Source organism: Vicinamibacterales bacterium (assembly GCA_035699745.1).
Lineage (GTDB): Bacteria > Acidobacteriota > Vicinamibacteria > Vicinamibacterales > 2-12-FULL-66-21 > JAICSD01.
On the sequence record DASSPH010000069.1, the window covers coordinates 275,853 to 297,810 of the forward strand.

Consider the following 21,958-nt stretch of genomic DNA (forward strand, 5'->3'; position numbering starts at 1 on the left):
AGGTCCCGGATGGTGCTTCACACGCTGCGCATGGCGATGCGCGCCCTTCGACGTCGGCCGGGGTTCAGCGCGGTCGCGGTCGCGACGATCGCACTCGGCGCCGGGACCAATGCGGCGGTCGGGTCCGCCGCTTACGGCATCCTGCTCAAGCCGCTGCCGTTCGCCGAACCGGATCGCGTCGTGGCGGTATGGCCGGGCCGGTTCATGTCCCAGGTCGATCTGCGGTACCTGCGCGAACGCGCCGCCGGCCTCGACGCGATCGCGGCCGTCGCTCCGGGATGGACGTTCGCGATGACCGGGGCCGGCGATCCATCGCGCATCACCGTCGATCGCGTTTCGGGCAATCTGTTCGAACTGCTCGGCGCCCGTCCCTATCTCGGCCGGCTGGTTCGCTCCGGCGACGAACGTCCCGGCTCGCCGCGCGTGCTCGCGCTGACCTACCGGTTCTGGCGGACGCGCTTCGGCGGCGATCCGGCCGCCGTCGGCCGCACCGTCAGACTGGACGACGTGCCGCACGAGATCGTGGCGGTGATGCCGCCGGGATTCGAGGTCATGACGCCGCGGACGGACGCGTGGTCGCCGCTCCCTGCCGATCGCGCCGCCTTCTACGATCGGCTGAACTTCTCGCTGCTGATCGGCCGTCTGGCGGATGGAGTGACGGTGGAGCGGGCGGACGGTGCGTTCAGGGCGCTGATGCCGGCGATGCGCGCCGACCTGAAGTACCCGGCCAGCTTCGGGCAGACGGCGCGAATCGAGGATCTGCGCGCGGCGACCACCGGCGACGTGCGCGGCTCCGTGATCGTGCTCGGCGCGGCGGTCGCCTTCATGCTCCTGATCGCCGGCGCCAATCTCGGGACGCTGCTGATTGCCGGCGGGATCTCTCGCGCGCGTGAGTTCGCCGTCCACGCGGCGCTCGGCGCCTCGCGAGGAGCGCTCGTGCGGCTGCAGGTCGCGGAAGGATTGCTCGTCACCGGCGCCGGCGCCGCCATCGGCGTCGCGGTGGCCGCCGCCGCGATGCCGGCAGTGGTCCGGCTGCTGCCGCGCGACACACCTCGCATTGGCGAGATCCGCGTGGACGCGGTCGTCGCGGGGGCGATCGTCTGCGCCGCGATCGCGGTGGCGATGCTGTGCGCGATCCTGCCGGCGATTGCCGCCGGCCGCCGCCGCTTCGGCACCCTGCTTCGCGAAGGGGCCTCGAGTGAATCATCCGCCGCACGCCGCGCCCGCGGCGTGATGGTCGCAGTGCAGATCGCGCTCGCGCTGGTGCTGACCATCGGCGCCGGGCTGATGACCCGCACCCTGATGCAGCTCAATCGGGTCGACGCCGGAATCGACGTCGACCGGCTGCTCACGCTGCGCGTGCAGCCGGCCGGCGCGCGTTATCGCGAACCGGCCGCCATCGGGTCCTATTACGATCTGGTGCTCGAACGAATCGGCTCGGTGCCGGGCGTGCAGCGCGCGGGCGCGATCCAGCACCTGCCGTTCAGCGGCATCAACTGGGTCGAGGCCTACGAAGTGGAGGGCCAGCCCCTGGGCGCGGCAGAGGCGCGTCCCACCGCGAACGTCAAGCTCGTGCGCGGCGCGTATTTCGAAGCCGTCGGACAACCGCTGCTCGCAGGACGTGTGTTCGGAGCGATCGACCGCGCGGCAACTCGCGCGGGTGTGATCGTGAACCGCGCGTTCGCGCAGCGGCACTTCGGCGGCGCCGCGGGGGCGGTCGGCCGGCGCATCCGGACCGGCCGCACCGCGGGACCCTGGACGCCGATCGTCGGCGTGGTCGGCGACGTGCATACCGCCGCTCTCGACGTGGCGCCCGCGCCGGAGTTCTACAGGTTCGCGGACGGCAGCAACAATCCGGCGCTGATGCTCGCCGTCCGGACGTCGGGCGACCCGCTCGCCGTCGCCGCGGCGGTGCGGGAAGCTGTGTGGTCGGTCGACCGCGGCGTGCCGATCGCGGAACTGCAGACGATGCGGGCGCTGGTGGGGACCACGCTCGGCCGTCCGCGGCTCCTCGCCGCGCTCCTGACGGCGTTCGCCGCCGCGGGCCTGGCCCTGGGCGGGATCGGCGTCTACGGCATCGTCCGGTTCGCCGTCACCCGGCGGCGGCGCGAGATCGGAATCCGCATGGCCCTCGGCGCCGATCGCGCGTCGGTCGTGCGCCTCATGCTGCGTGAGACGGCGGGCTACGCCGCGGCGGGCGTGATCGGCGGAACGGCGATCGCGGCGGCATCGAGCCGCGTGCTCGAGGGGCTGCTGTTCGGCGTTGCCGCCACCGATCCGCTGACGTATGGCGCGCTCGCCGCTGCGGTTGCGGCACTGGTCGCGCTGGCGAGTTACGCGCCCGCACGCCGCGCCGCCGCCATCGCGCCCGCGGAGGCGCTGCGCACTATTTAGCGCTGCGAAACGGATAGAGCAGCTGCGTCAGCCAGCGGGACGGCACTTTGCGGCCGCCGGCGAGCCCGTAGGCCGACGGCCAGCGGTCCGGCAGGTAGTAGGTGCCGAACAGCAGATCCCAGAGCGGCGTGTGCACGGCGAAGTTCCTGTCGATCGCTTCGCGCTCGGCCGCGTGATGCCAGTGATGGAACGCGGGGGTGGCGATCAGCCGGCGGATCGGGCGGAACTCCCAGCGTACGTTGGCGTGGATGAAGGTCGCCTGCACGGCGACCAGGAAGACGTAGATCATCAGCGCCCGCTCCGAGAACTCGAGCAGGAAGATGGGCACGTAGGTCAGTCCGCGCGTGACGATCACGTCGACCAGGTGGAGGCGTGACCCGGCCAGCCAGTCCATCTCCTCGATCGAGTGGTGAATCGCGTGGAACGGCCACAGCCACGGCACGGTGTGGAACGTGCGGTGCACCCAGTACTGCGTGAAGTCGGCGACGAGCAGCAGCAGCGGCACCTGAGCGGCCAGCGGCAGCGATCCGAGCAGCCATCCCGGGCGGGCCCAGTCGAACAGGATCAGCGCCGGCTTCAGCGTGAGAATCGTCAGCACCTCGATCAGCAGGGAATTGACGAAGAAGTAGGTCAGGTCGACCGGCCACTGCCGCCTGAACACCGGCTGCTCGGCGCGCAGCGCGAACCAGCGCTCCAGCGGCACGAACACCGCCGAGTAGAGCAGCAGATTCAGGACGAAGAAGTCCACCCCGAACCAGGCCCGGCCGGACGGATCGGCGCCGGCCGATGCCTGCGATCCGCCGAGCAGCGCCGCCGCCAGGGTGAAGCCGATCCCGACCAGCGCCAGCGTCTTGTTGGCGCGCAGGAACGCGCTGACGGTGCCGAGGACGAACGCCGCGACCAGCGTGACGTGCACCACGGCGCGGACGTACGGCATCACGTAGAGCGGCCGCAGGTCGGCGAACGTCAGGTACTCGGGAAAACGCAGGCACAGCACGGCGCCGAAGCCGGCGATTCCCAGAATGGCGGACAGCAGGCCGCTGGTGAATCCTGTCCCGAGCCCGGTCGGCTCAGTCGTGTGCAGCGAAAGATGGGATCCCGCGGCCATACCGTTCTTCGTATCGCTCGTCGTCGTGCCGCGGCCGCGCGCCGGTGACGCGCGTCACGATCCGCTCGAGCGCGCGGAAGAAGCCGATCGCCTCGAGCGGCCGGTTGCACCAGCCGGTCGTGATGCAGTAGTGCGCGTCGTACGGCCGCGCATGATGCGTCGCGTGCGCGTCTCGGCCGAGGATCAGGCCGGCGTCCTGCAGCACGCGAACGAGCGCCGGCGGCGACGGCATGTGCGCCCACTGGTGAATCTGATTGGTCATCATGCCGACGCCGCAGAGCGCGAGCCCGAACATCGCCAGCGGCACCGCCCACGGCGGATCGAGCGGCATCGCCAGCAGCCCCGTCAGGACGAGGGCGGTGATGAACGCGACGTCGCCGTTGGTGTCGACGAACGTCCGGCGCAGAAAGTCGTCCGGGTTGATGTGGTGCACGCGAAAGGGCACCAGCAACCGGTGCCCGATGACCGGCAGGTCGTCGCGTCCCCACGTATCGGCGCCCCAGTGCACCAGCCCGGAGCCGAGATCCGCGGCGATCACACCGCAGGCGAGCGCCAGCGGCGTCCACCACGGCCACGCTTCATGGCGCAAGCCCAGGCGGACCGCGAGCGCCGCGAGTCCGGCGAACGCCGCGGCGATGGAGACCGCCGAGAGGGCGAACTGCCCGCGCGTGGTCTCGTAGTGAGCCGGCAGCACGTCATCGTCTCCGCCTCGTGCCGGGGTCATCGGGCGAGCAGCGCTACCGCAGGGCCGCGGCCGGCGTCGTCGTCTTGCCGCGTTCCTTCTTCTGCTTCTCGACCATCGCGGCCACCTGCGCGAGGAGCTGCTTCGCGTCGTAGACCACGCCGTCCTTGATCGTGTACTTCACGCCGCCGACGTGCTCCGCCTTTCCCGTCCTGTCGTTCAGCCGCACGGCGCCGGTGCCGTAGAGGACCTTGAAGTTCTGCAGCGGGTTCTGATCGACGATCACCATGTCGGCGAGCATTCCGGCGCGCACGACGCCGAACTCGAGCGGCTTGGCTTGCGGTTCGTGCAGCGTCAGGGCGCCGTTCATCGTCGCCGACTGGATGACCTCGAGCGGATGGAAGCCGGCTTCCTGCAGCATCTCGAGCTCGTTGACGTAACCGAAGCCGTAGGTCTGGTAAATGAACCCGGAGTCGGACCCGGTGGTGACGCGGCCGCCCATCTTCTTGTAGTCGTTCATCAGGCGGAACCAGACCTGATAGAAGTTGCGCCAGGCGACTTCGTCTTCGGTGGTCCAGTCGAACCAGTACGAACCGTGCGCTTCGCGGCTCGGGGCGTAGAAGTCCATCAGCGTGGGCAGGGTGTACCTGTCGTGCCACTCGGCGGCGCGGAAACGCATCACGTCGCGGCCGGCGGAGTAGATCGTCAGCGTCGGATCGAAGGTCGTGCCCAGCCGGAGGTGCTCGGCCAGATAGGCCTTCCACTCGGGTCCGCCGGGTTCGTGGATCTTGTCCCACAGCCGCGCGACCTGTCCGAAGCGCATGTACTCGTCGTTCATGTTGTGTTCGACCGGGTACGGCTGGACGACGTAGTCCTTCAGCAGCGATTCGAAGTGGCCGTAGAAGTGGGTCACCGTCCCGAGGCCGAGGCGCGCCGCCTTGATCGCGTTCATCTGCGCGACGCCCCCCTGATCGAGATGCGCGGTTGAGCCCATCTGGTTCTTCTTCGCTTCGTCGAGCAGCGCCGCCATGATGTCGGGCTGCTGGGCGCCGAGCTTCAGGCCGTCGATGCCGTTGGCCTTGGCCCAGCGCACCCATTCGCGCGCCTTTTCCGGGCTGTCGACCGGTCCGCGATCCCAGCCCGCGCCGGGCCGCTGATAGTTGAAGATGCGCGGCGCAGCGATCTCGTTCCTTGCGCTGCGCGCCTTCTCGGCGACCGTGAAGGCGTTCGCGGCCAGCGGCACTCCGCGCACGGTCGTGACGCCGTGCGCCAGCCACAGCTTGTAGGCGTACTCCGCCTCGACGTTCTTCGGCGCGCCTCCAGCATGCACGTGCATGTCGACGAAGCCGGGCATCACATACATGCCGGTACCGTCGATCTCGTGCTCGGGATTCTGCGGCGCGCGGTTGGCGCGCAGCGGCAGGCCGGGGTTGCCCGCGCTGCGCACCGCGCTGATCCGGTTCCCCTCGACGACGATGTCGACCGGACCGCGGGCGGGAGCGCCGCTTCCGTCGATCAGCATCGCGCCGCGGATCACCAGCGTCTTGAACGGCCCCTTGCCCTCCGCGCCGCGGCTCGACGCGGGACGGATCGAATCGTCCTGGGCCTGACGGGCGGGCGTCGCGGCCCGCTGTTGCGCGGCGACGGGAACGCAGAACAGAACTGCGGCGACGAGCGCGAGCTTCTTCATCGTGTCATCCCCCAGACAAGCAGTGCCACCAGCCAGCCGGCGAGCGCGTCGGCGGCGTAATGATACCTCCCCAGCACCGCTCCCGCAGAGATCGCGGCGGCATTGACGAACATCCAGACCACCAGCGGCGCCGGCGCGTCGAGGACGAGCAGCGCCAGCGCGAGCCCCTCCGCGGCGTGGCCGCTCGGAAACGTGTTCACCCGCACGCTGCCCGCCTCGAGCAGCCGCTCGTTCACCGGACGCCAGGTCGATCGCCAGGGCACCGCGAAGCCCAGCGACCGCGGCGGGCGTGTCTGGAGCCATGGCAGCATGCCGAAGCAGATGTAGTCGGTGATGAGGATCGTCGCCCAGAAGCGCTCGGCGGTGACGCCGCTGCCGAGCGCGACGACCAGGGCGACGGGAACGAGAGGATAGACCGCGGCGTACGCGAATTCGAGCAGCTCGGCGACGGCGCGCGGGCAGCGCGACGCGAGCGGCTGGATTGCGAGCCGGCGATCGAACGCGGCCAGCGCCTGTTCGAGCCGCGGCATCGGCGCGACGAACAGCTGGCCGCTCGCCCAATAGCCGAGCAGCAGCAGCGCCGGAGGCAGGAGCCACTGGTTGAAGACGCTGTCGCGGGGCAGGGCCGCCGACACCCAGACGATCCCGGCGCCTGTGGCGGCACCGGCCAGCGCGTCGAGCCGGCGCCTCCGCTCGAGGCCGCGCGGCAGGACGGCGGCGAGCGCGACGTACCCGAAGAACGCCGCCGACGCGAGCTGCCAGATGGTCACGTTCCTGCCAACTTCTATCGCACATTGCGCAGGATGCCCGCCGTCCGGCTCACGGTAGTTTGACTTCACAGGTATAAACCTGTAGAGATATACGCGTGAGCCCCGGCGCACCCGTTCCGCTGCCTCCGCACTGGTTTCAGATCCTGCTCGCGGTCGCCGACCAGGACCGGCACGGCCTCGGCATCATGACCGACGTGCTCGAGCGCACCGGCGGGGCGATGAAACTGTGGCCCGGGATGCTGTACCGGAACCTCGGCAAGCTGGTCGAGGACGGGCTGCTCGTCGAAGTCGAGGCGCCCGCCGGCGCCGAGACCGCCGGGGGGCGGCCGCGCTTCTACCGGCTGACCGCGGCGGGGCGCCGCGCCTGTGCCGCCGAGGCCGAGCGTCTCGCCGGGTTCGTCGAGGCCGCCCGCCGCAAGAAGCTGCTCAAGGCCTGAGATGACGCGCCGGCCGTTCTGGATCGCGGCGCTGCTTCGTCTGTATCCGCGCGCCTGCCGCGAGCGCTACGGCGACGAGCTGGCCGAGGCGATGCGCGCCTGCGTCCGCCGCGAGCGCGCCGCCGGAAGGCGGGCGCCGCTGATCGCCGTTCGTCTGCTGATCGACGCCGCCTCGGCCGGCCTGCTCATCCGCGGCGATCGCGCATCCACCGGAGATCCTGCCATGCGCACCATGCTCTACGACCTCCGTCACTCGCTCCGGCTGCTCCGCCGCGCGCCGCTCTTCAGCGCGCTGGTCGTCGCCACGCTGGCGCTCGCGATCGGCGCCAACACCGCCATCTTCAGCGTCGTCAACGGCGTGCTGCTGCGGCCGCTGCCCTACACCGAGCCGGATCGCCTCGTGCTGCTCTACGAGCGGATCCCGGGAGCGACCGAGCCGTTCGGCTTCTCCGCGCCGGACCTGGCGGCGTTCCGGGAACGCGCGCGCAGCTACACCTCGCTGGCCGCGTTCCGCAGCGTGGAGTTCGAACTCTCGGGGATCGACCAGCCGGAGCGGATCGCGGCGGCGCGCATCTCGGCATCGCTGATGGACGTGCTCGGGGTCGCGCCGGCGCTCGGCCGCACGTTCACCGCGGCCGAAGACACCGGACGTCAGCCGGTGGCGATTCTCTCGGACGGGCTGTGGCGTCGCACGTTCGGCGGGGATGCCGCGGTGCTGGGGCGCTCCGTGTCACTGGATCGCCGGGCCTACACGATCGTCGGTGTCATGCCGCCCCAGTTCTCGTTCCCGAACCGCGGGCCGCGGCTGAACAACGTGCCGGCGGAGATCTTCGTGCCGATCTCGTTCAGCGACGCGCAGCTGCGCGCGTTCGGCGCCATGTTCAACAACTCGGTCGTGGCGAGGCTGGCGCCCGGCGTGACGGTGCCGCAGGCCAACGCCGAAGCCGGCACGATCGCGGCGCAGATCGTCGCGCAGGTCTATCCGGCGGAGCTGCGCGAGATGGGGTTGAACGTCGGCGCCACGGCGACGCCGATGCGCGAGGAGGTGGTCGGCAACGTGCGGCGGCTGCTGATCGTCCTGCTCGCCGCCGTAGGCGTCCTTCTGCTGATTGCATGCGCCGACATCGCGTGCCTGATGTTGACGCGGGCGGCGGCGCGGACGCGGGAAATGGCGATCCGGACGGCGCTCGGCGCCGGACGCGGACGGGTGATGCGGCTCGTCCTGATCGAGACCGGGGTGCTCGCCGCGGCCGGCGGCGCGGCGGGCCTGGGTGTGGCGTGGCTGGTCAAACGCGCGCTGCTCGGGCCGGTCAGCGGCGGGCTGCCGCGCGCCGCTGAAATCGCGCTCGACGGCCGCGTCCTCGCCTTCACCGCGGCGGCGTCGATCTGCGCCGCGCTCGTGTGCGGGCTGCTGCCCGCATTCGAGTCCTCACGGCACCAGTCGTCCCGCGCGCTCAAGGAAAGCGGCCGCAGCGCCACCGGCGGCCTCCGTCAGCGTCGCATCTTCTCGGTGCTGGTGGCGGCGCAGTTCGCCTGCGCCGTGGTGCTGCTGGCTTCCGGCGCTCTTCTGATCCGCAGCTTCGCCCGGCTCGTCGCCACCGACCCGGGGTTCCCGACCGATCGGGTTGTGTCGGTCTCCACCAGCCTGCCGCAGCGCAGCTATCCCGACGCGGCCGGCGTTCGCACGTTCTACGCGAGGCTCTTCGAGCGCGTCGCCGCCCTGCCGGGTGTCAGCGCGGTCGGGGCGTCCACGGAACTGCCGTTGAGCGTGCGCGAGCGGCGGGTGTTCACGGTTGAAAACCCGGCGCCCGCGGTTCCGGCCAGCGGTGGTGTGGCAAACGACTGGGTGACGGGGCAGTATTTCGAGGCGCTCGGCGCGCGCGTGATGCGCGGCCGCGCGCTCGGACCAGCCGACACGCAAACCTCCGAGCCGGTCGTGGTGATCAACGAGACGCTGGCGCGGAAGTACTTCCCTGGCGAGGATCCGGTGAACCGCCGGCTGGCGTGGGGCGGCGTCAAGAATCACGGTCCCTGGATGCGCATCGTCGGGGTGATCGGGGATGTCAAGCAGGCCGGACTTGCCCGCGAGACTGAACCGCAGACCTGGCAGCCGTGGGCGCAGCTGCCGGATGCGGTCGTGGCCAACAACCCGACCGGCCTGTTCCGCACGCTGAACCTCATGGTACGGACCAACGTGCCGCCGCTCTCGATGGTGCCGGCAATTCGCGGCGAGGTGCGGCAACTCGATCCGGCGCTGCCGGTGACGGGCGTGCAGACGCTGGACGAGATCGTGGGCGCGTCGGCGTCGGCGCAGCGATTCAACGCGGCGGTGCTCGGCGGCTTCGCGGGCGCCGCGCTGCTGCTGGCGGCGGTCGGCATCGCCGGCGTCCTGGCGATCTCGGTCGCCCAGCGGCGGCAGGAGATCGGCATCCGTCTCGCGCTCGGCGCGCAGCCGCGCCGGGTCACGGGGATGATCGTGCGCGAGGGGATGGTGCTGGTCGCGGCCGGCCTCGCCATCGGCCTGCCCGCGGCGTTCGCGGCGGCGCGCCTGCTGCGGTCGCTGCTGTTCGAGACCGCGCCGCACGATGCGGTGTCGTTCGTCGCGGCGGCGATCGTCCTGTGCGCAGTGGCGGCCGTCGCGTGCGCGGTTCCCGCGGTGCGCGCCAGCCGGGTCGATCCGGTGACGGCGCTGCGAATCGACTGAAGCTGGTCTTCTCAGCGGCGCGGGCGAGTACGCTGCAGGGCGGTCCGAGGGGCGAAGCCTCCCCGAAGAAATCGACTAAAATGCGGCGGAATGAGCGTGACGCCGGGCCCCGGCACCATATCCTGGCAGGATCTGACGGTCGCTGACGCCGAATCGGTCCGCGACTTCTACGCCGCCGTCGTCGGCTGGGAGCCGGAGACGGTCAGCATGGGCGGCTACGCCGACTTCGTGATGAATGCCGAGGGCAGCGGCGTCGCGGGCATCTGCCACGCCCGCGGCGTGAACGCCGAGCTGCCGCCGGTGTGGCTCATCTACATCACCGTCGAGGATCTCGATCACAGCATTGCCGAGTGCCAGCGCCTCGGCGGCTCGCTGATCGGCACGCCGCGCAGCTACGGCGGCGGGCGCTACTGCGTCATCAAGGATCCCGCCGGCGCGTTCTGCGCGCTCTACCAGCCCCCCGACGCGGCGTGAGCCTCGTCGTCTTCGATCTCGATGGCACGCTGATCGACTCGCGCCAGGACCTCGCGGACGCCGCCAATGCGCTGATCGTGGAACGCGGCGGCGCGCCGCTGGCCGTCGAGACGATTACGGGGATGGTTGGCGAGGGGGCGGCATTGCTCGTACGCCGCGCCCTGACCGCAGCCGGGCTCGAGCCGGAACTCGAGACGGCGCTTCCCCGGTTTCTGCAGCTGTACGACGAGCGGCTGCTGGCGCACACACGGCTGTATCCGGGCACGCTGGAAGCGCTGGACGCACTGGCGCGGCAGTTCACTCTCGCGGTGCTCACCAACAAACCGCAGCGGCCCACGGAAACGATCCTGCGCGGACTGAACGTGCTGGCGTACTTCGCGCACGTGGTCGGCGGCGACACGGCGTTCGGGCGGAAGCCGGAGCCCGCCGGACTGCGGCACCTCATGACGGCGGCGGGCGCGTCGCGGGGCGCGACGGTCCTCGTCGGCGACTCGGCAATCGACCTGCGGACCGCGCGCGCCGCCGGCGTTCGCGTCTGTCTCGTGAAGTACGGGTTCGGCTTTCCGCTCGCGGCTGCGGAGCTGTCGGGGGACGAGCAGCTGGCCGACAGTCCGGCGCATCTCGAGACGATGCTGCTCTCCCGGTTCCGGGGCGGCGCTGCCTGACCATCGCCCCGGCGGCGCGTCACATCAGCGATCGTACGATTCGCGGCGCGACGACGCGGAGAGTTTGATCAGGTACGCGTCGGGGTCGGCCCAGAACTTCTCCCGCAGCTCGCGCAGGCTCGCCGCGCCGCCGTAGCTGATCGACGAGCACAGGTGTTTGAACATCTCGCGCACCACGGTCCGCGCCGAGCCGCGCGCCGGCACGCTGATCTCCATGCCTTCGGCGCCGATCGCTTCCAGCTCCACCTGATCGGCATCCTCGACGTCGAGCCGATCGCGGATGGCTTCGATCGATGCCATTCCGCGCAGCACCTTGAATGGCACCTTCACGGTCTTCTGTGATTCGGGCAGGACCACCGCCTTGTGGACGATCTCACCGGGGGTTTCTTCCGTGCCGGCGAACGCGCTGCCGAGCATCACGCAGTCGCCGCCGAACATCAGCGCCAGTGCCAGCCCCCCGTGCCGTTTGATGCCGCCGTCGGCGATGAGCGGCACGTCCGCCTCGAGCGAGGCGATCCGGCAGTCGACCAGCGCCTGCGCCTGCGGCACGCCGAAGCTGGTCGTCATGCGCGTCGTGCAGCCGCCGCCGGGACCGATGCCGACCTTCACCGCGTTGGCGCCGCGCTCGATCAGGAAGCGCGTCCCTTCGGCGGTCGCGACGTTGCCGGCGATCAGCTCGACGCCGCCGAACCGCTTGCGCACCGCGGTCATCGCCCGGTCCATCACGCGCGAGTGGCCGTGGGCGATGTCGATGACCAGCACGTCGACGCCCGCCTTGATCAACTCGGCGGCGCGCTCCAGATAGTCGCCGGTGGCGCCAATCGCCGCGCCGACCCGCAGCCGCCCCTGGCTGTCGCGCGTGGCGAACGGAAGCCGGCGCTGCTTGGTCAGATCGCGCGCCGTGACGAGGCCGAGCAGCGTGCCATCGGCTGCGACGAGCGGCAGCTTCTTGACCTTGCGCTCGACCATCACGCGCTCGGCGTCGTGCGGCGCGATCGGCCCCTGGTGCACCACCAGGCGCTCGATCGGCGTCATCCGATCGGCGACGCGCAGGTCGGCGCCATGGACGAACCGCAGATCGCGTTCCGTCAGCAGCCCCTTCAGCTTGCGCTCGCCGTCGACGACGACGAGCGTTCCGACGCGCGAGCGGGACATGACCCGCGCCGCCTCCGTGACGGAGGCGGACGGCGAGATGCTGTACGGATCGCCGATGACGCCGTGCTGGGTCCGCTTGACGATCTCCACCTCGCGCACCTGCGGCTGGATGTCGCCGGGCCGGAAGCCGCGATCGATGATGCCGATGCCCCCCTCTTCGGCCTGGACGATCGCCATCGGCGCGCGCGTCACCGTGTCCATGTTGGCGGAGACGATCGGCCGCCGCAGCGTGAGGTGCTGCGACACCCGGCACGACAGATCGATCGCCGCCGGATCGCGCCGCGCAATCACGCTCAACTGCGGTGTCAGCAGGAAGTCGTCGAACGTGCAGCCGTGCACGAGCGCGGCGACGGCGCGCGCCCGGCCGGCGTCAATCGACGGAAACGCCTCGTTCGACATACCGGACGATCCTACTCCGGCGCCGGGGCGGCATAATAGACGGCGTGCAAGCGTATGTCGGCGCGGTCGGTCTGATCCTCCTGCTGTACCAGCTTCCGCCGGTTCCGCCGCTGCCTCAGCCGCCGTTCGCGGAATGGCTGGCCGGCGTCCGCGCCGAGGCGATCGCCCGCGGCATCCGCGAGGCGACCGTCGACGCGGCGTTGACCGGGCTCGAGCCGGTCGCCACTGTCATTCAGCGCGATCGCACGCAGGCGGAGATCGTGCAGACGCTCGACCAGTATCTGAAGCAGCGGGTCACCCCCAAAGTGGTGCGGACCGCGCAAGCGATGCATCGCACGCATGGCGCCGTCCTGCAGAAGGCATCGGAGAAGTACGGCGTCCCGCCCGGCATTCTGGTCGCGGTCTGGGGGCTCGAGTCGAACTTCGGCCGCTTCAGCGGCGTGCGTCCGACCATCGCGACGCTGGCCACGCTCGCCTACGACCCGCGGCGCTCGGCGCTCTTCCGCAAGGAGCTGTTCGACGCGCTCACCATTCTCGACAGCGGCGACGTCGAGCCGGAAGCGCTCAAAGGCTCGTGGGCGGGGGCGCTCGGCCAGCCGCAGTTCATGCCGTCGAGCTTCCTGCTCTATGCCGTCGACTTCGACGGCGACGGCCGCCGCGACATCTGGAAATCGACGCCGGACGTGTTCGGGTCGATCGCCAACTACCTCGGCGCGCACGGATGGGAGAAGGGTCAGACGTGGGGCCGCGAAGTCACCATCCCCGATTCGCTGATCACGCGTCTGCCGGAAGTGGCGCCGATGCAGACGTCCGGCTGCCTCGCGCGCCGGCAGATGACCACGCCGCTGCCGCTGGCAGAGTGGAGCAAGCTGGGCGTGCGTACGGCGGCGGGACGCGCGCTGCCGTCCGCCGGCGTCGACGCCTCGCTGGTGATGGGCGACAAGCGCCACTTCCTCGTGTATCCGAATTACCAGGCGCTGCTCGAATACAACTGCGTCAACGCCTACGGCCTCAGCGTCGGGCTGCTGGGCGATCGCGCCGCCGCGCCGGGCCGCGCAACCGCGCCCGGGCCCGCCAGATCGGTAAAAGCGGCCCCGAAGCGCGTCCCGCGCCGGTGAAGGACGCGAGACGATGACCGTGACGCCGCTGATCGAGCTCGAGACGCGGCTGCGCGAGCGGCTCGCCGGCACCCTCCCCGGGCTCGAGGCCCAGCGCCGCTTCATGCCGACGCCGCCGCGCACCGGCTGGAAGCCGGGGGAGTTTCCCTCCGACGCGCGGATTGCCGCAGGTCTGCTGCTGCTCTACCCCGGCGAGCGGGGCGCGTCCATCGCGCTGACCGTTCGCGCGAGCGGGCTGCGCCGCCACGCCGGACAGGTCAGCCTTCCGGGCGGCGCGACCGATCCGGGCGAAACCCTCACGCAGGCCGCGCTGCGCGAAGCGCACGAAGAGATCGGCATCGACCCGGCGGCGGTCCGCATTCTCGGCGAACTGACGCCGGTGCACGTGCTCGTCAGCGGCTTCACCCTGCACCCCGTCGTCGGCCTCTCGCACGCGCGCCCGTCGTTCCGGCCCGCGGCGCACGAGGTGCAAGCGATCGTCGAAGTCTCGGTGGACGATCTCAAGGACGCGTCGCGCATCCGCCAGGGAACCCGCACGCGCGAAGGGGTCGCGATCGAGTATCCCTACTTCGATCTGATGGGGCATCAGGTGTGGGGCGCGACGGCGATGATCCTCGGCGAATTCATCTGCCTGCTCTGAACTCAATAGACGAACGGGATCAGCTTCTTCACCCGCTTCTTGTAGGCGCGGTACTCGGGATAGGCCTGGAGCAGCAGGCGGTCTTCGATGTGCATCCGGGTGAAGGCCCCGGCCGTCACCGTCTCCGCCCATCCCAGCACCGGCCACGAGAAGTGATCCATTGCGCCGAGCCAGATGAAATGGATCAGCGCGGCGTAGATGGGATGACGCAGATAGGCGTACGGCCCCGTGGTGACGGGACCTGCGGGATCGGACCCGGCGCGGCGGCGAAACCAGAAGAAGGCCGCGATCATCACCGCCATCAGCGCCGCCTGCAGCAGGCGCAGCGGCCAGCGCGACGCAATCAGTGCGTCGTAGACGGCGAGCCCGATCACGCCGGCCACCATCGCGGCGAGGCTCAGCGCCGACAACGCACGCAGCACACCGGAGAGCCTATCGCAGCAGGCCGACGGGATCCACGCGCAGCGCGCGCCGCGCCGGAACGTAGCACGCGGCCAGCGCGACGGCGGCCACGGCCGCGGCCGTCAGCATGAACGCGGACGGATCGGTCGGCTGAATGCCGTAGAGCATTCCGCCGATGACGGCGGCAGCGGCCCGTGCCGCAACCAGACCGACGGCAATGCCGATGGCGGCGAGCACGAGCGCTTGCCGGAGCACCAGCGCCATCACCGCGGTTCCACGCGCGCCCAGGGCCAGGCGAATCGCGAACTCCTGGCGCCGCTCGCTCACCGACCACGCCATCATCGCGTAGATCCCGATCAGCGCCAGGGCGACCGCCAGCGCGCCGAAGCCGGTGACCAGCGTCGACAGGAACCGCGGCTTCGAAAGCGAGCGCTGCAGGTGCTGATCCATCGTGCGCAATCCGCCGAGCGGCAGCGCCGGATCGAGCTCGGCGACGGCGCGCCGGATCGACGGCGCGATCGCCATCGGATCCGTCTCCGTCCGCACCACGAACGCCATGAACGGGAAAGAACGCTGCGAGCCGGGCTGATAGACCTCGGGACGCGGTTCCGTGGACGGACCCAGGTGCCGGATGTCTCCCACCACGCCGACGACCCGCGCCCACTCGGTGTCGGACGAGAACCGCAGGCGCCGGCCGACCGGATCCTGTCCGGGCCAGGCGGCGCGCGCGAGCTGCTCGTTGATGACCACGACGGGCTCGGCCTGCCGGGTATCGGTGGCGCGCACATCCCGTCCGGCCTTCAGCGGGATCCCCATCGCCGCGAAGTAGCCCGGCGTCACGACCTGGTACCCGGCGCGCGGCTCGCTGCCCGCAGCCGGCGCCGGCACTCCCTCAGGCAGATAGGAGGTGCCGAAGTCGTCGCCGCCGATCGGCAGCGTCACCGCGGCGCCGACCGCGCGCACGCCGGGCACGCGTGTCAGCCGCGCCTGCAGTGCCTCGTAGAACTGCACCTGCCTGGCCTGGTACTCAGCGCGGTCGCCGGTGAGGGTGACGTCGAATGTGAGCAGGTTGCGGGTGTCGAGCCCGACGTCCACCCGGGTCAAATGCAGGAAGCTGCGCACGAACAGGACGGAGCCGACGAGCAGGACGACGGCGAGCGCGATCTCGGCGGCGACGAGCACGTCGCGCGCGCGTCCGGCGCGGCGCGTGCCGGATGCCCGCGCGCTGCCTTCGCTGAGCGCGCCCGACAGCGCGTCGCGCGACAATTGCAGTGCCGGAACGGCCCCGAACGCCAGGCCGCAGACGATCGAAGTGCCGAGCGCGAACACCAGCACGCGCGCGTCGAGCGGCAGCGGCTGATCGCCGATGAAGTCCGCGGGAGCGGCCGCGGCGAGCGCCGCGGATGCCCACCACGCGAGCACCAGACCGGCGGCGGCGCCGGCGAACGAGAGCACCGTCGCCTCGGTGAGCAGCTGCCTGGCCAGGCGTCCGCGAGTCGCGCCCAGCGCGCGGCGCAGCGCGAGATCGCGGCGGCGTGCCGCGCCGCGCCCGAGCAGCAGGCCGGCGACGTTGGCGCACGCGATCGCCAGCACCAGGGTGACCACGCCCGCGAGCACGAAGAGCGGGCGCTCGACCGGACCGAAGAACTGTTCGCGGATGGTGCGCAGCTTCGCGGTGCGGCCGCCGTCCTCGGGATGCTCGCTCGAGATCCGCGCCCCGACCGCCGCCAGTTCAGCGTTCGCCTGCGCCGGCGTCACCCCCGGCTTCAGCCGCGCCACGGCGCGGAGATAGCCTGCGTTGCGGCTCGCCGTCATGTCGCGATCTTCGTCGACGGCATTGCGCGGAATGTCCCCCGCGCCGGCCGGCACCCACAGCTCCGGACCGGGCGACGCTCCCGCGCGCGCGGTGATCGACGGCCAGAAGAAATCGGGGCGCATCACCGCGACGACCACGCGAGGGCGGCCGTTCAGCACGATCGTCCGCCCCACGATCGCCCGGTCCCCGCCGAACCGCCGCTTCCAGAGCGCGTGCGACAGCACGGCCGCCGCCGGATCGGCGGCGCCGGCGTGAAACGGCTCCCCGAGCAGCGGCCGCGCCCCGAGGACGTCGAAGAAACTGGACGATACGCTCGACGCCGCGATCCGCTCCGGATCTCCCCAGCCGGTGAGCGTGTAACTGAGGTGGCTGATGCCGGCGAAGCCGCTGAAGCTCGTCGTCTGGCGCCGCAGGTCGAGCATGCGGCCCGGTCCGAGGTTGTCCGTGTTCCCCTGATGCTGGTTCCAGACGAACACGAGGCGATCGCCGTCGGCGTAGGGCAGCGGCCGAAGCAGCGCGATGTTCAGCACGCTGAAGATCGCCGTGTTGGCACCGATGCCGAGCGCGAGCGTCAGCACGGCGACCGCGGTGAAGCCTGGCGCGCGCCGCAACCCGCGCAGCGCGTAGGCCGCGTCCTGCCGGAAATCCGTCCACATGCCGGTCCGCCTCTGTTGCCGCGCCGCCTGGTCGTCGATCGACCGGACCTGCCGCGTAATGGACTCGACGCTGCCGAAGCGGCGCCGCGCTTCCGCGCGGGCGGCATCCGGCGGAAGTCCGCGGGCGATCAGATCGCGCTCGTGCATCTCGAGGTGACACGCGATCTCGTCGTCTGCGTCGGCGCCGGTGTCGCGCCAGATGCCGCGCTCGGGGCGCCCGGAGGTGCTCATACCGCCTTGGACGGACGCCGCGCCTGCAGCGCCCGCGTCACCGCGACGGAAAAGCGATCCCAGCGCGACAGCTCGGCGCGGAGCTGCTGCCGTCCGCGCTCGGTCAGGGTGTACAACCGGACACGCCGGTTGGTATCCGACGTCGTCCACTGGGACGACACCAGCTCGCGCGCCTGCAGCCGGTGCAGCGCCGGGTACAGCGAGCCCTCTTCGACGAGAAGCTCATCCTCGGTCACCTGCTCGATCCAGCGGGCGATGCCGTAGCCGTGCAAAGGCCCCCAGCTCAGTGATTTGAGGATCAGCGTGGCGAGCGTCCCCTGCAGGAGATCGACGGTCGTGCTGCGGTCGGACATGCCTGCCATCATATACCTATGATGATATGTGTCGAGGCGCGGGCCACGTGGCAACCGGCTTGCTGTTTCGGCGCTCGTGATACACGACCTCTGGTACAAGAACGCGATCGTCTATTGCCTGAACGTCGAGACGTTCATCGACTCGAACGGCGACGGCATCGGCGACTTCGTCGGCCTCACCGACAAGCTGGCCTATCTCGCCGGGCTGGGCGTGACGTGCATCTGGCTGATGCCGTTCTACGGCTCGCCGAATCGCGACGACGGCTACGATGTGTCGGACTACTACGGCGTCCATCCGCGTACCGGCACGTTCGGCGACGTCGTCGAGTTCATGAACCGGGCGCGGCAGCTCGGGCTGCGGGTGATCGTCGATCTCGTCGTCAATCACACCTCCGTCGAGCATCCCTGGTTCAAGGCGGCGCGCCGCGACCCGGCGTCCCCCTACCGGCAGTACTACGTCTGGTCGAAGCGGCGGCCGCCCAACTGGAACAAGGGCATGGTGTTCCCCGGCGTCCAGAAGGCGACGTGGACGCGCGATCGGGTGGCGCGCGAGTACTACTTCCACCGGTTCTACGAATTCCAGGCCGACCTGAACACGCATCATCCGCCGGTCAAGGACGAGATCATGCGGATCATGGGATTCTGGCTGCAGCTCGGCGTGTCGGGGTTCCGCATGGATGCGGTGCCGTTCCTCATCGAGCGCAAGGGGGCGCACGTGCGTCCGTCGCGCGACTACGAGCTGCTGCACGAGATGCGCGACTTCCTGCAGTGGCGGCGGCGCGACGCGATCATGCTCGCCGAAGCGAACGTGCCGCCGAACCAGAGCATGCAGTACTTCGGCGACGCCGGCGATCGGCTGCAGATGATGCTGAACTTCTGGGTCAACCAGCGCATCTTCTATACGCTGGCCTGCGGCGATGCGCGGCCGCTGCGCAAGGCGCTCCTCGACACCTACCGGCGTCCGCACGCGTCGCAGTGGGGGGTGTTCCTGCGCGCCCACGACGAGCTCGATCTCGGCCGGCTCACGGCGCGCCAGCGCGAGGCGTGCTTCGCCGCGTTCGCGCCCGAGCCGCACATGTTGTTGTACGACCGCGGCATCCGCCGGCGGCTGGCGCCGATGCTGAACAACGATCGGCGGCGCATCGAGCTGGCGAACAGCCTGCTCTTCACGCTGCCCGGGACGCCGGTGATCCGCTACGGGGACGAGATCGGCATGGGGGACGATCTGAGCCTGCCGGAGCGCTACTCGGTGCGCACGCCGATGCAGTGGTCGGCGCAGCGGCACGGCGGCTTCACCACCGGGCGACGGCCGATCCGTCCGGTCATCGACGATCCGGTCTTCGGCTACACGCAGGTCAACGTCGCCGACCAGCGCCGCGATCCGAACTCGCTGCTGAACTGGACCGAGCGCGTCATCCGCACGCGCAAGGAATGCGCGGAGATCGGCTGGGGCAACTGGAAGCTGATCCCGCGGCTGCCCGATCACGTCCTCGGCATGCAGTACGAGTGGGACCACCGCTGCACGCTGGTGCTGCACAACTTCAGCGACACGCCGACGACGGTGCGGGTGCGGCCCGACGGCCTGCCGGCCTGCCCGCTGATCAACATGCTGTCGCAGGAGCGCAGCGAACCGGACGGGCGCGGCCGCCACACGATCGATCTGGAGCCGTACGGCTACCGCTGGCTGCGCATGGGCGACAGCGAGCGTCCGCTCACAGCCGGGCAACCTCGCCGGACGTGACCTCGCGCCAGCGTCCCGGCTGCAGGGTCCCCAGCTCGATCGGCCCGTACGCCACGCGCAGCAGCCGGCTGACGGAAAAAGGGGACTGTCCCCGTTTTTCGCACTGAAATTCTGAGTACATATGCTCGATTAGCCGTCGTATTTCACGGTTCTTGCCCTCGGTGAGTTCGACGATCAGGTGGGTCTCGCGCCGCGAGCGCTTGATGACCCGGGCGGACGCCGCCTTCAAGCCGCCGCGGCCGCGGACCATCGCGGCACAGTGCTCGTCCCCCAGCTCCCCCCGGACGGTGACCACGTAGCGCCGCACCAGCCCGCTCGCCGGATTCGTGAGCCGCTCGGCGAGCTGCGTATCGGTCGTGAGCAGCAGCAGACCGCTGGACGCGAGATCGAGGCGGCCGACGGCCGCGAGACCCGCCGCGTCGGCCCCGAGCAGGTCGAACACCGTGGGACGCCCCTCCGGATCGCGCCGCGTCGTGACGTACCCCCGCGGCTTGTGCAGCGCAATCGTCCGCCAGGCCGGTGCGACGACGCGACGCCGATCGACCTCGATCGCGTCCCGCTCCGGGGACACCGCGGCGAGCGGATCCGTCACGGTGCGTCCGTTCACCTGCACCCGGCCGCCGCGGACCAGCAGCCGCGCGTCCCGCCGCGACGCCAGGCGGAGCTTCGACAGCGCGCGCTCCAGCGCGACGCGCCCGGGTTTGTAGCGCGAGGCTGCCATACAATCAGGCGATGTCCATTCTCTCCCGCGTCACGCTGACCGTCGTGCTCTCCTCGGTGTTCGCGGCGGGATGCAGCCGCGAGCCCGCACCGGCCGCCCCGCAGGCGGGCGCCCCACCGGCCGCCCCGCAGACCCAGTCCGCCGCCGCGCCGAATACGCTTCCGCCGCCATCCGTGCCGCTGTCGTCGCTGCCCCGGATCGATCCGGCCGCCGTGCTGGAAACCACCACGCGCCTCTCGGCGGACAAGTTCCAGGGACGCGCGCCCGGCACCGTCGGCGAAGAGCTCACCGTCGCCTACCTGCAGATGCGGTTCCAGCAGCTCGGTCTCGCGCCGGGCAACCCGGACGGCACGTACATCCAGAAAGTGCCCCTCGTCGGCATCACCGGCAGCGAAACGAAGCCGCTCACCCTGGTCAAGGGCGCCAAGACGACAACGCTCAGATGGAAGGACGATGTGGTCGCGTGGTCGAGACATGTCGCGCCTGCCGCCTCGGTCGCCGACTCCGACGTGATCTTCGTCGGTTATGGAGTGGAGGCGCCGGAATACAACTGGAACGACTTCAAGGACGTCGACGTCAAGGGCAAGACCATCGTCGTGCTGGTGAACGACCCGGCGGTGCCGGATCCGGCGAACGCCTCGGCGCTCGACCCGAAGACCTTCGGCGGCAAGGCGATGACCTACTACGGACGCTGGACCTACAAGTTCGAGCAGGGGGCGCGCAGGGGCGCGGCGGCAATCCTCATCGTGCACGAGACCGAACCCGCCGGGTATCCATTCAGCGTCGTGCAGGGAAATCTGAACGAGCGGTTCGACCTCATCGCTCCCGACAAGAACATGAGCCGGGCGAGCATCGAGGGCTGGATCACGCTGGATGCGGCGAAGAAGCTCTTCGCGCTGGGCGGACAGGATTTCGACGCGCTGAAGCAGCAGGCGATCACCCGCGGGTTCAAGCCCGTGCCGCTCGGCGTGAAGGCGTCGATGGCGGTCGCGAACAAGCTGCGCACGATCGACTCGCGCAACGTGGTCGCCAGGCTGGAGGGCAGCGATCCCGCTCTGAAGGACGAGTACGTGGTCTACACCTCGCACTGGGATCATCTCGGCGTCGGCGCGCCGGTGGACGGCGACAACATCTATAACGGCGCGCTGGACAACGCCACCGGCGTAGCGACCGTGCTCGAGATCGCCAGGGCGCTGAAGAGCGCGCAGCCGCAGCCGAAGCGATCGATCCTCTTCCTGATGGTGACCGCGGAGGAGAAGGGGCTGCTCGGATCGGAGTACTACTCGCTCAACCCGCTGTATCCGCTGGCCAGAACCGCCGCGGCAATCAACATCGACGGCATCAATCAGTGGGGCCGGACCAGGGACATCTCGGTGATCGGCCTCGGCAACTCGGATCTGGACGACTATCTCCGGCAGGCGGCACAGGAACAGGGGCGGACGATCACGCCGGATCCGGAGCCGGAGAAAGGCTTCTACTACCGCTCCGACCACTTCAACTTCGCCAAGCAGGGCGTGCCGGCGCTCGACCCCGACTCGGGCGTCGAGTACATCGGCAAGTCGGCGGAGTGGGGGCGAAAGAAGCGCGACGAGTACACCGAAAAGGACTATCACGCGCCATCGGATGAAGTGAAGCCGGACTGGGATCTCAGCGGCGCCGCCGAAGACGCGCAGCTCCTGATGGCGGTGGGCTACCGCGTCGCCAACGCCGATCGGCTGCCGGAGTGGAAGCCGGGCAACGAGTTCAAGGCGAAGCGGGACGCGATGCTGAAGAAATAGACGGCGCGTAAACCCGGGGGCGAA

At 70.3% G+C, this 21,958-nt stretch carries 18 protein-coding genes; 9 read left to right on the forward strand and 9 right to left on the reverse strand.

What is annotated here, in order from left to right; genetic code table 11:
* The first annotated feature begins 9 nt into the window (after positions 1-9).
* On the forward strand, positions 10-2,394 hold the full coding sequence (locus VFK57_16555; protein HET7697327.1) for an ADOP family duplicated permease: 2,385 nt from the start codon (positions 10-12) through the stop codon (positions 2,392-2,394).
* Here the strand turns inward: VFK57_16555 and VFK57_16560 are convergent.
* From VFK57_16560 to VFK57_16575, 4 genes are read right to left on the reverse strand one after another with little or no spacing between them, the layout of a single operon-like run.
* Positions 2,387-3,502, reverse strand: coding sequence for a sterol desaturase family protein (locus VFK57_16560; protein ID HET7697328.1), 1,116 nt, complete (start codon positions 3,500-3,502; stop codon positions 2,387-2,389). The genes VFK57_16555 and VFK57_16560 overlap by 8 nt on opposite strands.
* The gene (locus VFK57_16565) at positions 3,465-4,226 is read right to left on the reverse strand and encodes a fatty acid desaturase family protein (protein ID HET7697329.1); all 762 of its coding nucleotides are present in this window, start codon (positions 4,224-4,226) and stop codon (positions 3,465-3,467) included. The genes VFK57_16560 and VFK57_16565 overlap by 38 nt, the downstream gene beginning before the upstream one ends.
* 13 nt (positions 4,227-4,239) lie before the next feature.
* Positions 4,240-5,874 (reverse strand): amidohydrolase family protein, encoded by a 1,635-nt coding sequence (locus tag VFK57_16570; protein HET7697330.1) that lies wholly within the window; start codon positions 5,872-5,874, stop codon positions 4,240-4,242.
* The gene (locus tag VFK57_16575) at positions 5,871-6,644 is read right to left on the reverse strand and encodes a phosphatase PAP2 family protein (protein HET7697331.1); all 774 of its coding nucleotides are present in this window, start codon (positions 6,642-6,644) and stop codon (positions 5,871-5,873) included. The genes VFK57_16570 and VFK57_16575 overlap by 4 nt, the downstream gene beginning before the upstream one ends.
* Before the next feature lie 95 nt (positions 6,645-6,739).
* Between VFK57_16575 and VFK57_16580 the strand changes: the two genes are divergently transcribed.
* The 4 genes from VFK57_16580 (at position 6,740) to VFK57_16595 (ending at position 10,924) form a co-directional block, all read left to right on the forward strand.
* Entirely contained in the window at positions 6,740-7,081 is a 342-nt protein-coding gene (locus VFK57_16580; GenBank protein ID HET7697332.1) for a PadR family transcriptional regulator, read from the forward strand.
* Position 7,082: 1 nt separating this feature from the next.
* The gene (locus tag VFK57_16585; GenBank protein HET7697333.1) at positions 7,083-9,785 is read left to right on the forward strand and encodes an ABC transporter permease; all 2,703 of its coding nucleotides are present in this window, start codon (positions 7,083-7,085) and stop codon (positions 9,783-9,785) included.
* Between the two features lie 90 nt (positions 9,786-9,875).
* A complete protein-coding gene (locus VFK57_16590) occupies positions 9,876-10,259 on the forward strand; it encodes a VOC family protein (GenBank protein HET7697334.1) in 384 nt (127 codons plus the stop codon).
* Positions 10,256-10,924, forward strand: a complete 669-nt coding sequence (locus tag VFK57_16595) for an HAD-IA family hydrolase (protein ID HET7697335.1) — start codon at positions 10,256-10,258, stop codon at positions 10,922-10,924. Before VFK57_16590 ends, VFK57_16595 begins: the two co-directional genes overlap by 4 nt.
* Positions 10,925-10,948: 24 nt before the next feature.
* On the opposite strand, the gene VFK57_16600 is transcribed toward VFK57_16595, so the two are convergent.
* Positions 10,949-12,478, reverse strand: a complete 1,530-nt coding sequence (locus tag VFK57_16600; protein ID HET7697336.1) for an IMP dehydrogenase — start codon at positions 12,476-12,478, stop codon at positions 10,949-10,951.
* A 44-nt stretch (positions 12,479-12,522) separates the two neighbouring features.
* Here VFK57_16600 and VFK57_16605 point away from each other — a divergent pair, with 44 nt between their 5' ends.
* Positions 12,523-13,596 (forward strand): lytic murein transglycosylase, encoded by a 1,074-nt coding sequence (locus tag VFK57_16605; protein HET7697337.1) that lies wholly within the window; start codon positions 12,523-12,525, stop codon positions 13,594-13,596.
* 13 nt (positions 13,597-13,609) lie between these two features.
* Positions 13,610-14,236, forward strand: coding sequence for a CoA pyrophosphatase (locus tag VFK57_16610; protein ID HET7697338.1), 627 nt, complete (start codon positions 13,610-13,612; stop codon positions 14,234-14,236).
* Positions 14,237-14,238: 2 nt separating this feature from the next.
* Here VFK57_16610 and VFK57_16615 read toward each other — a convergent pair whose 3' ends face one another.
* Genes VFK57_16615 through VFK57_16625 form a run of 3 tightly spaced genes read right to left on the reverse strand, consistent with a single transcriptional unit; the run spans position 14,239 to position 17,703 of the window.
* Positions 14,239-14,658 (reverse strand): hypothetical protein, encoded by a 420-nt coding sequence (locus tag VFK57_16615; protein ID HET7697339.1) that lies wholly within the window; start codon positions 14,656-14,658, stop codon positions 14,239-14,241.
* Between the two features lie 10 nt (positions 14,659-14,668).
* On the reverse strand, positions 14,669-17,341 hold the full coding sequence (locus tag VFK57_16620) for an ABC transporter permease (protein HET7697340.1): 2,673 nt from the start codon (positions 17,339-17,341) through the stop codon (positions 14,669-14,671).
* A complete protein-coding gene (locus VFK57_16625) occupies positions 17,338-17,703 on the reverse strand; it encodes a PadR family transcriptional regulator (GenBank protein ID HET7697341.1) in 366 nt (121 codons plus the stop codon). Before VFK57_16625 ends, VFK57_16620 begins: the two co-directional genes overlap by 4 nt.
* 67 nt (positions 17,704-17,770) lie before the next feature.
* Between VFK57_16625 and VFK57_16630 the strand changes: the two genes are divergently transcribed.
* The gene (locus tag VFK57_16630) at positions 17,771-19,435 is read left to right on the forward strand and encodes an alpha-amylase family protein (protein ID HET7697342.1); all 1,665 of its coding nucleotides are present in this window, start codon (positions 17,771-17,773) and stop codon (positions 19,433-19,435) included.
* Here the strand turns inward: VFK57_16630 and VFK57_16635 are convergent.
* Positions 19,407-20,156: a pseudouridine synthase gene (locus VFK57_16635; protein ID HET7697343.1), complete on the reverse strand. Its 750-nt coding sequence runs from the start codon at positions 20,154-20,156 to the stop codon at positions 19,407-19,409. The genes VFK57_16630 and VFK57_16635 overlap by 29 nt on opposite strands.
* 11 nt (positions 20,157-20,167) lie before the next feature.
* Here VFK57_16635 and VFK57_16640 point away from each other — a divergent pair, with 11 nt between their 5' ends.
* Positions 20,168-21,934 (forward strand): M28 family metallopeptidase, encoded by a 1,767-nt coding sequence (locus tag VFK57_16640; protein ID HET7697344.1) that lies wholly within the window; start codon positions 20,168-20,170, stop codon positions 21,932-21,934.
* Positions 21,935-21,958: the final 24 nt, after the last annotated feature.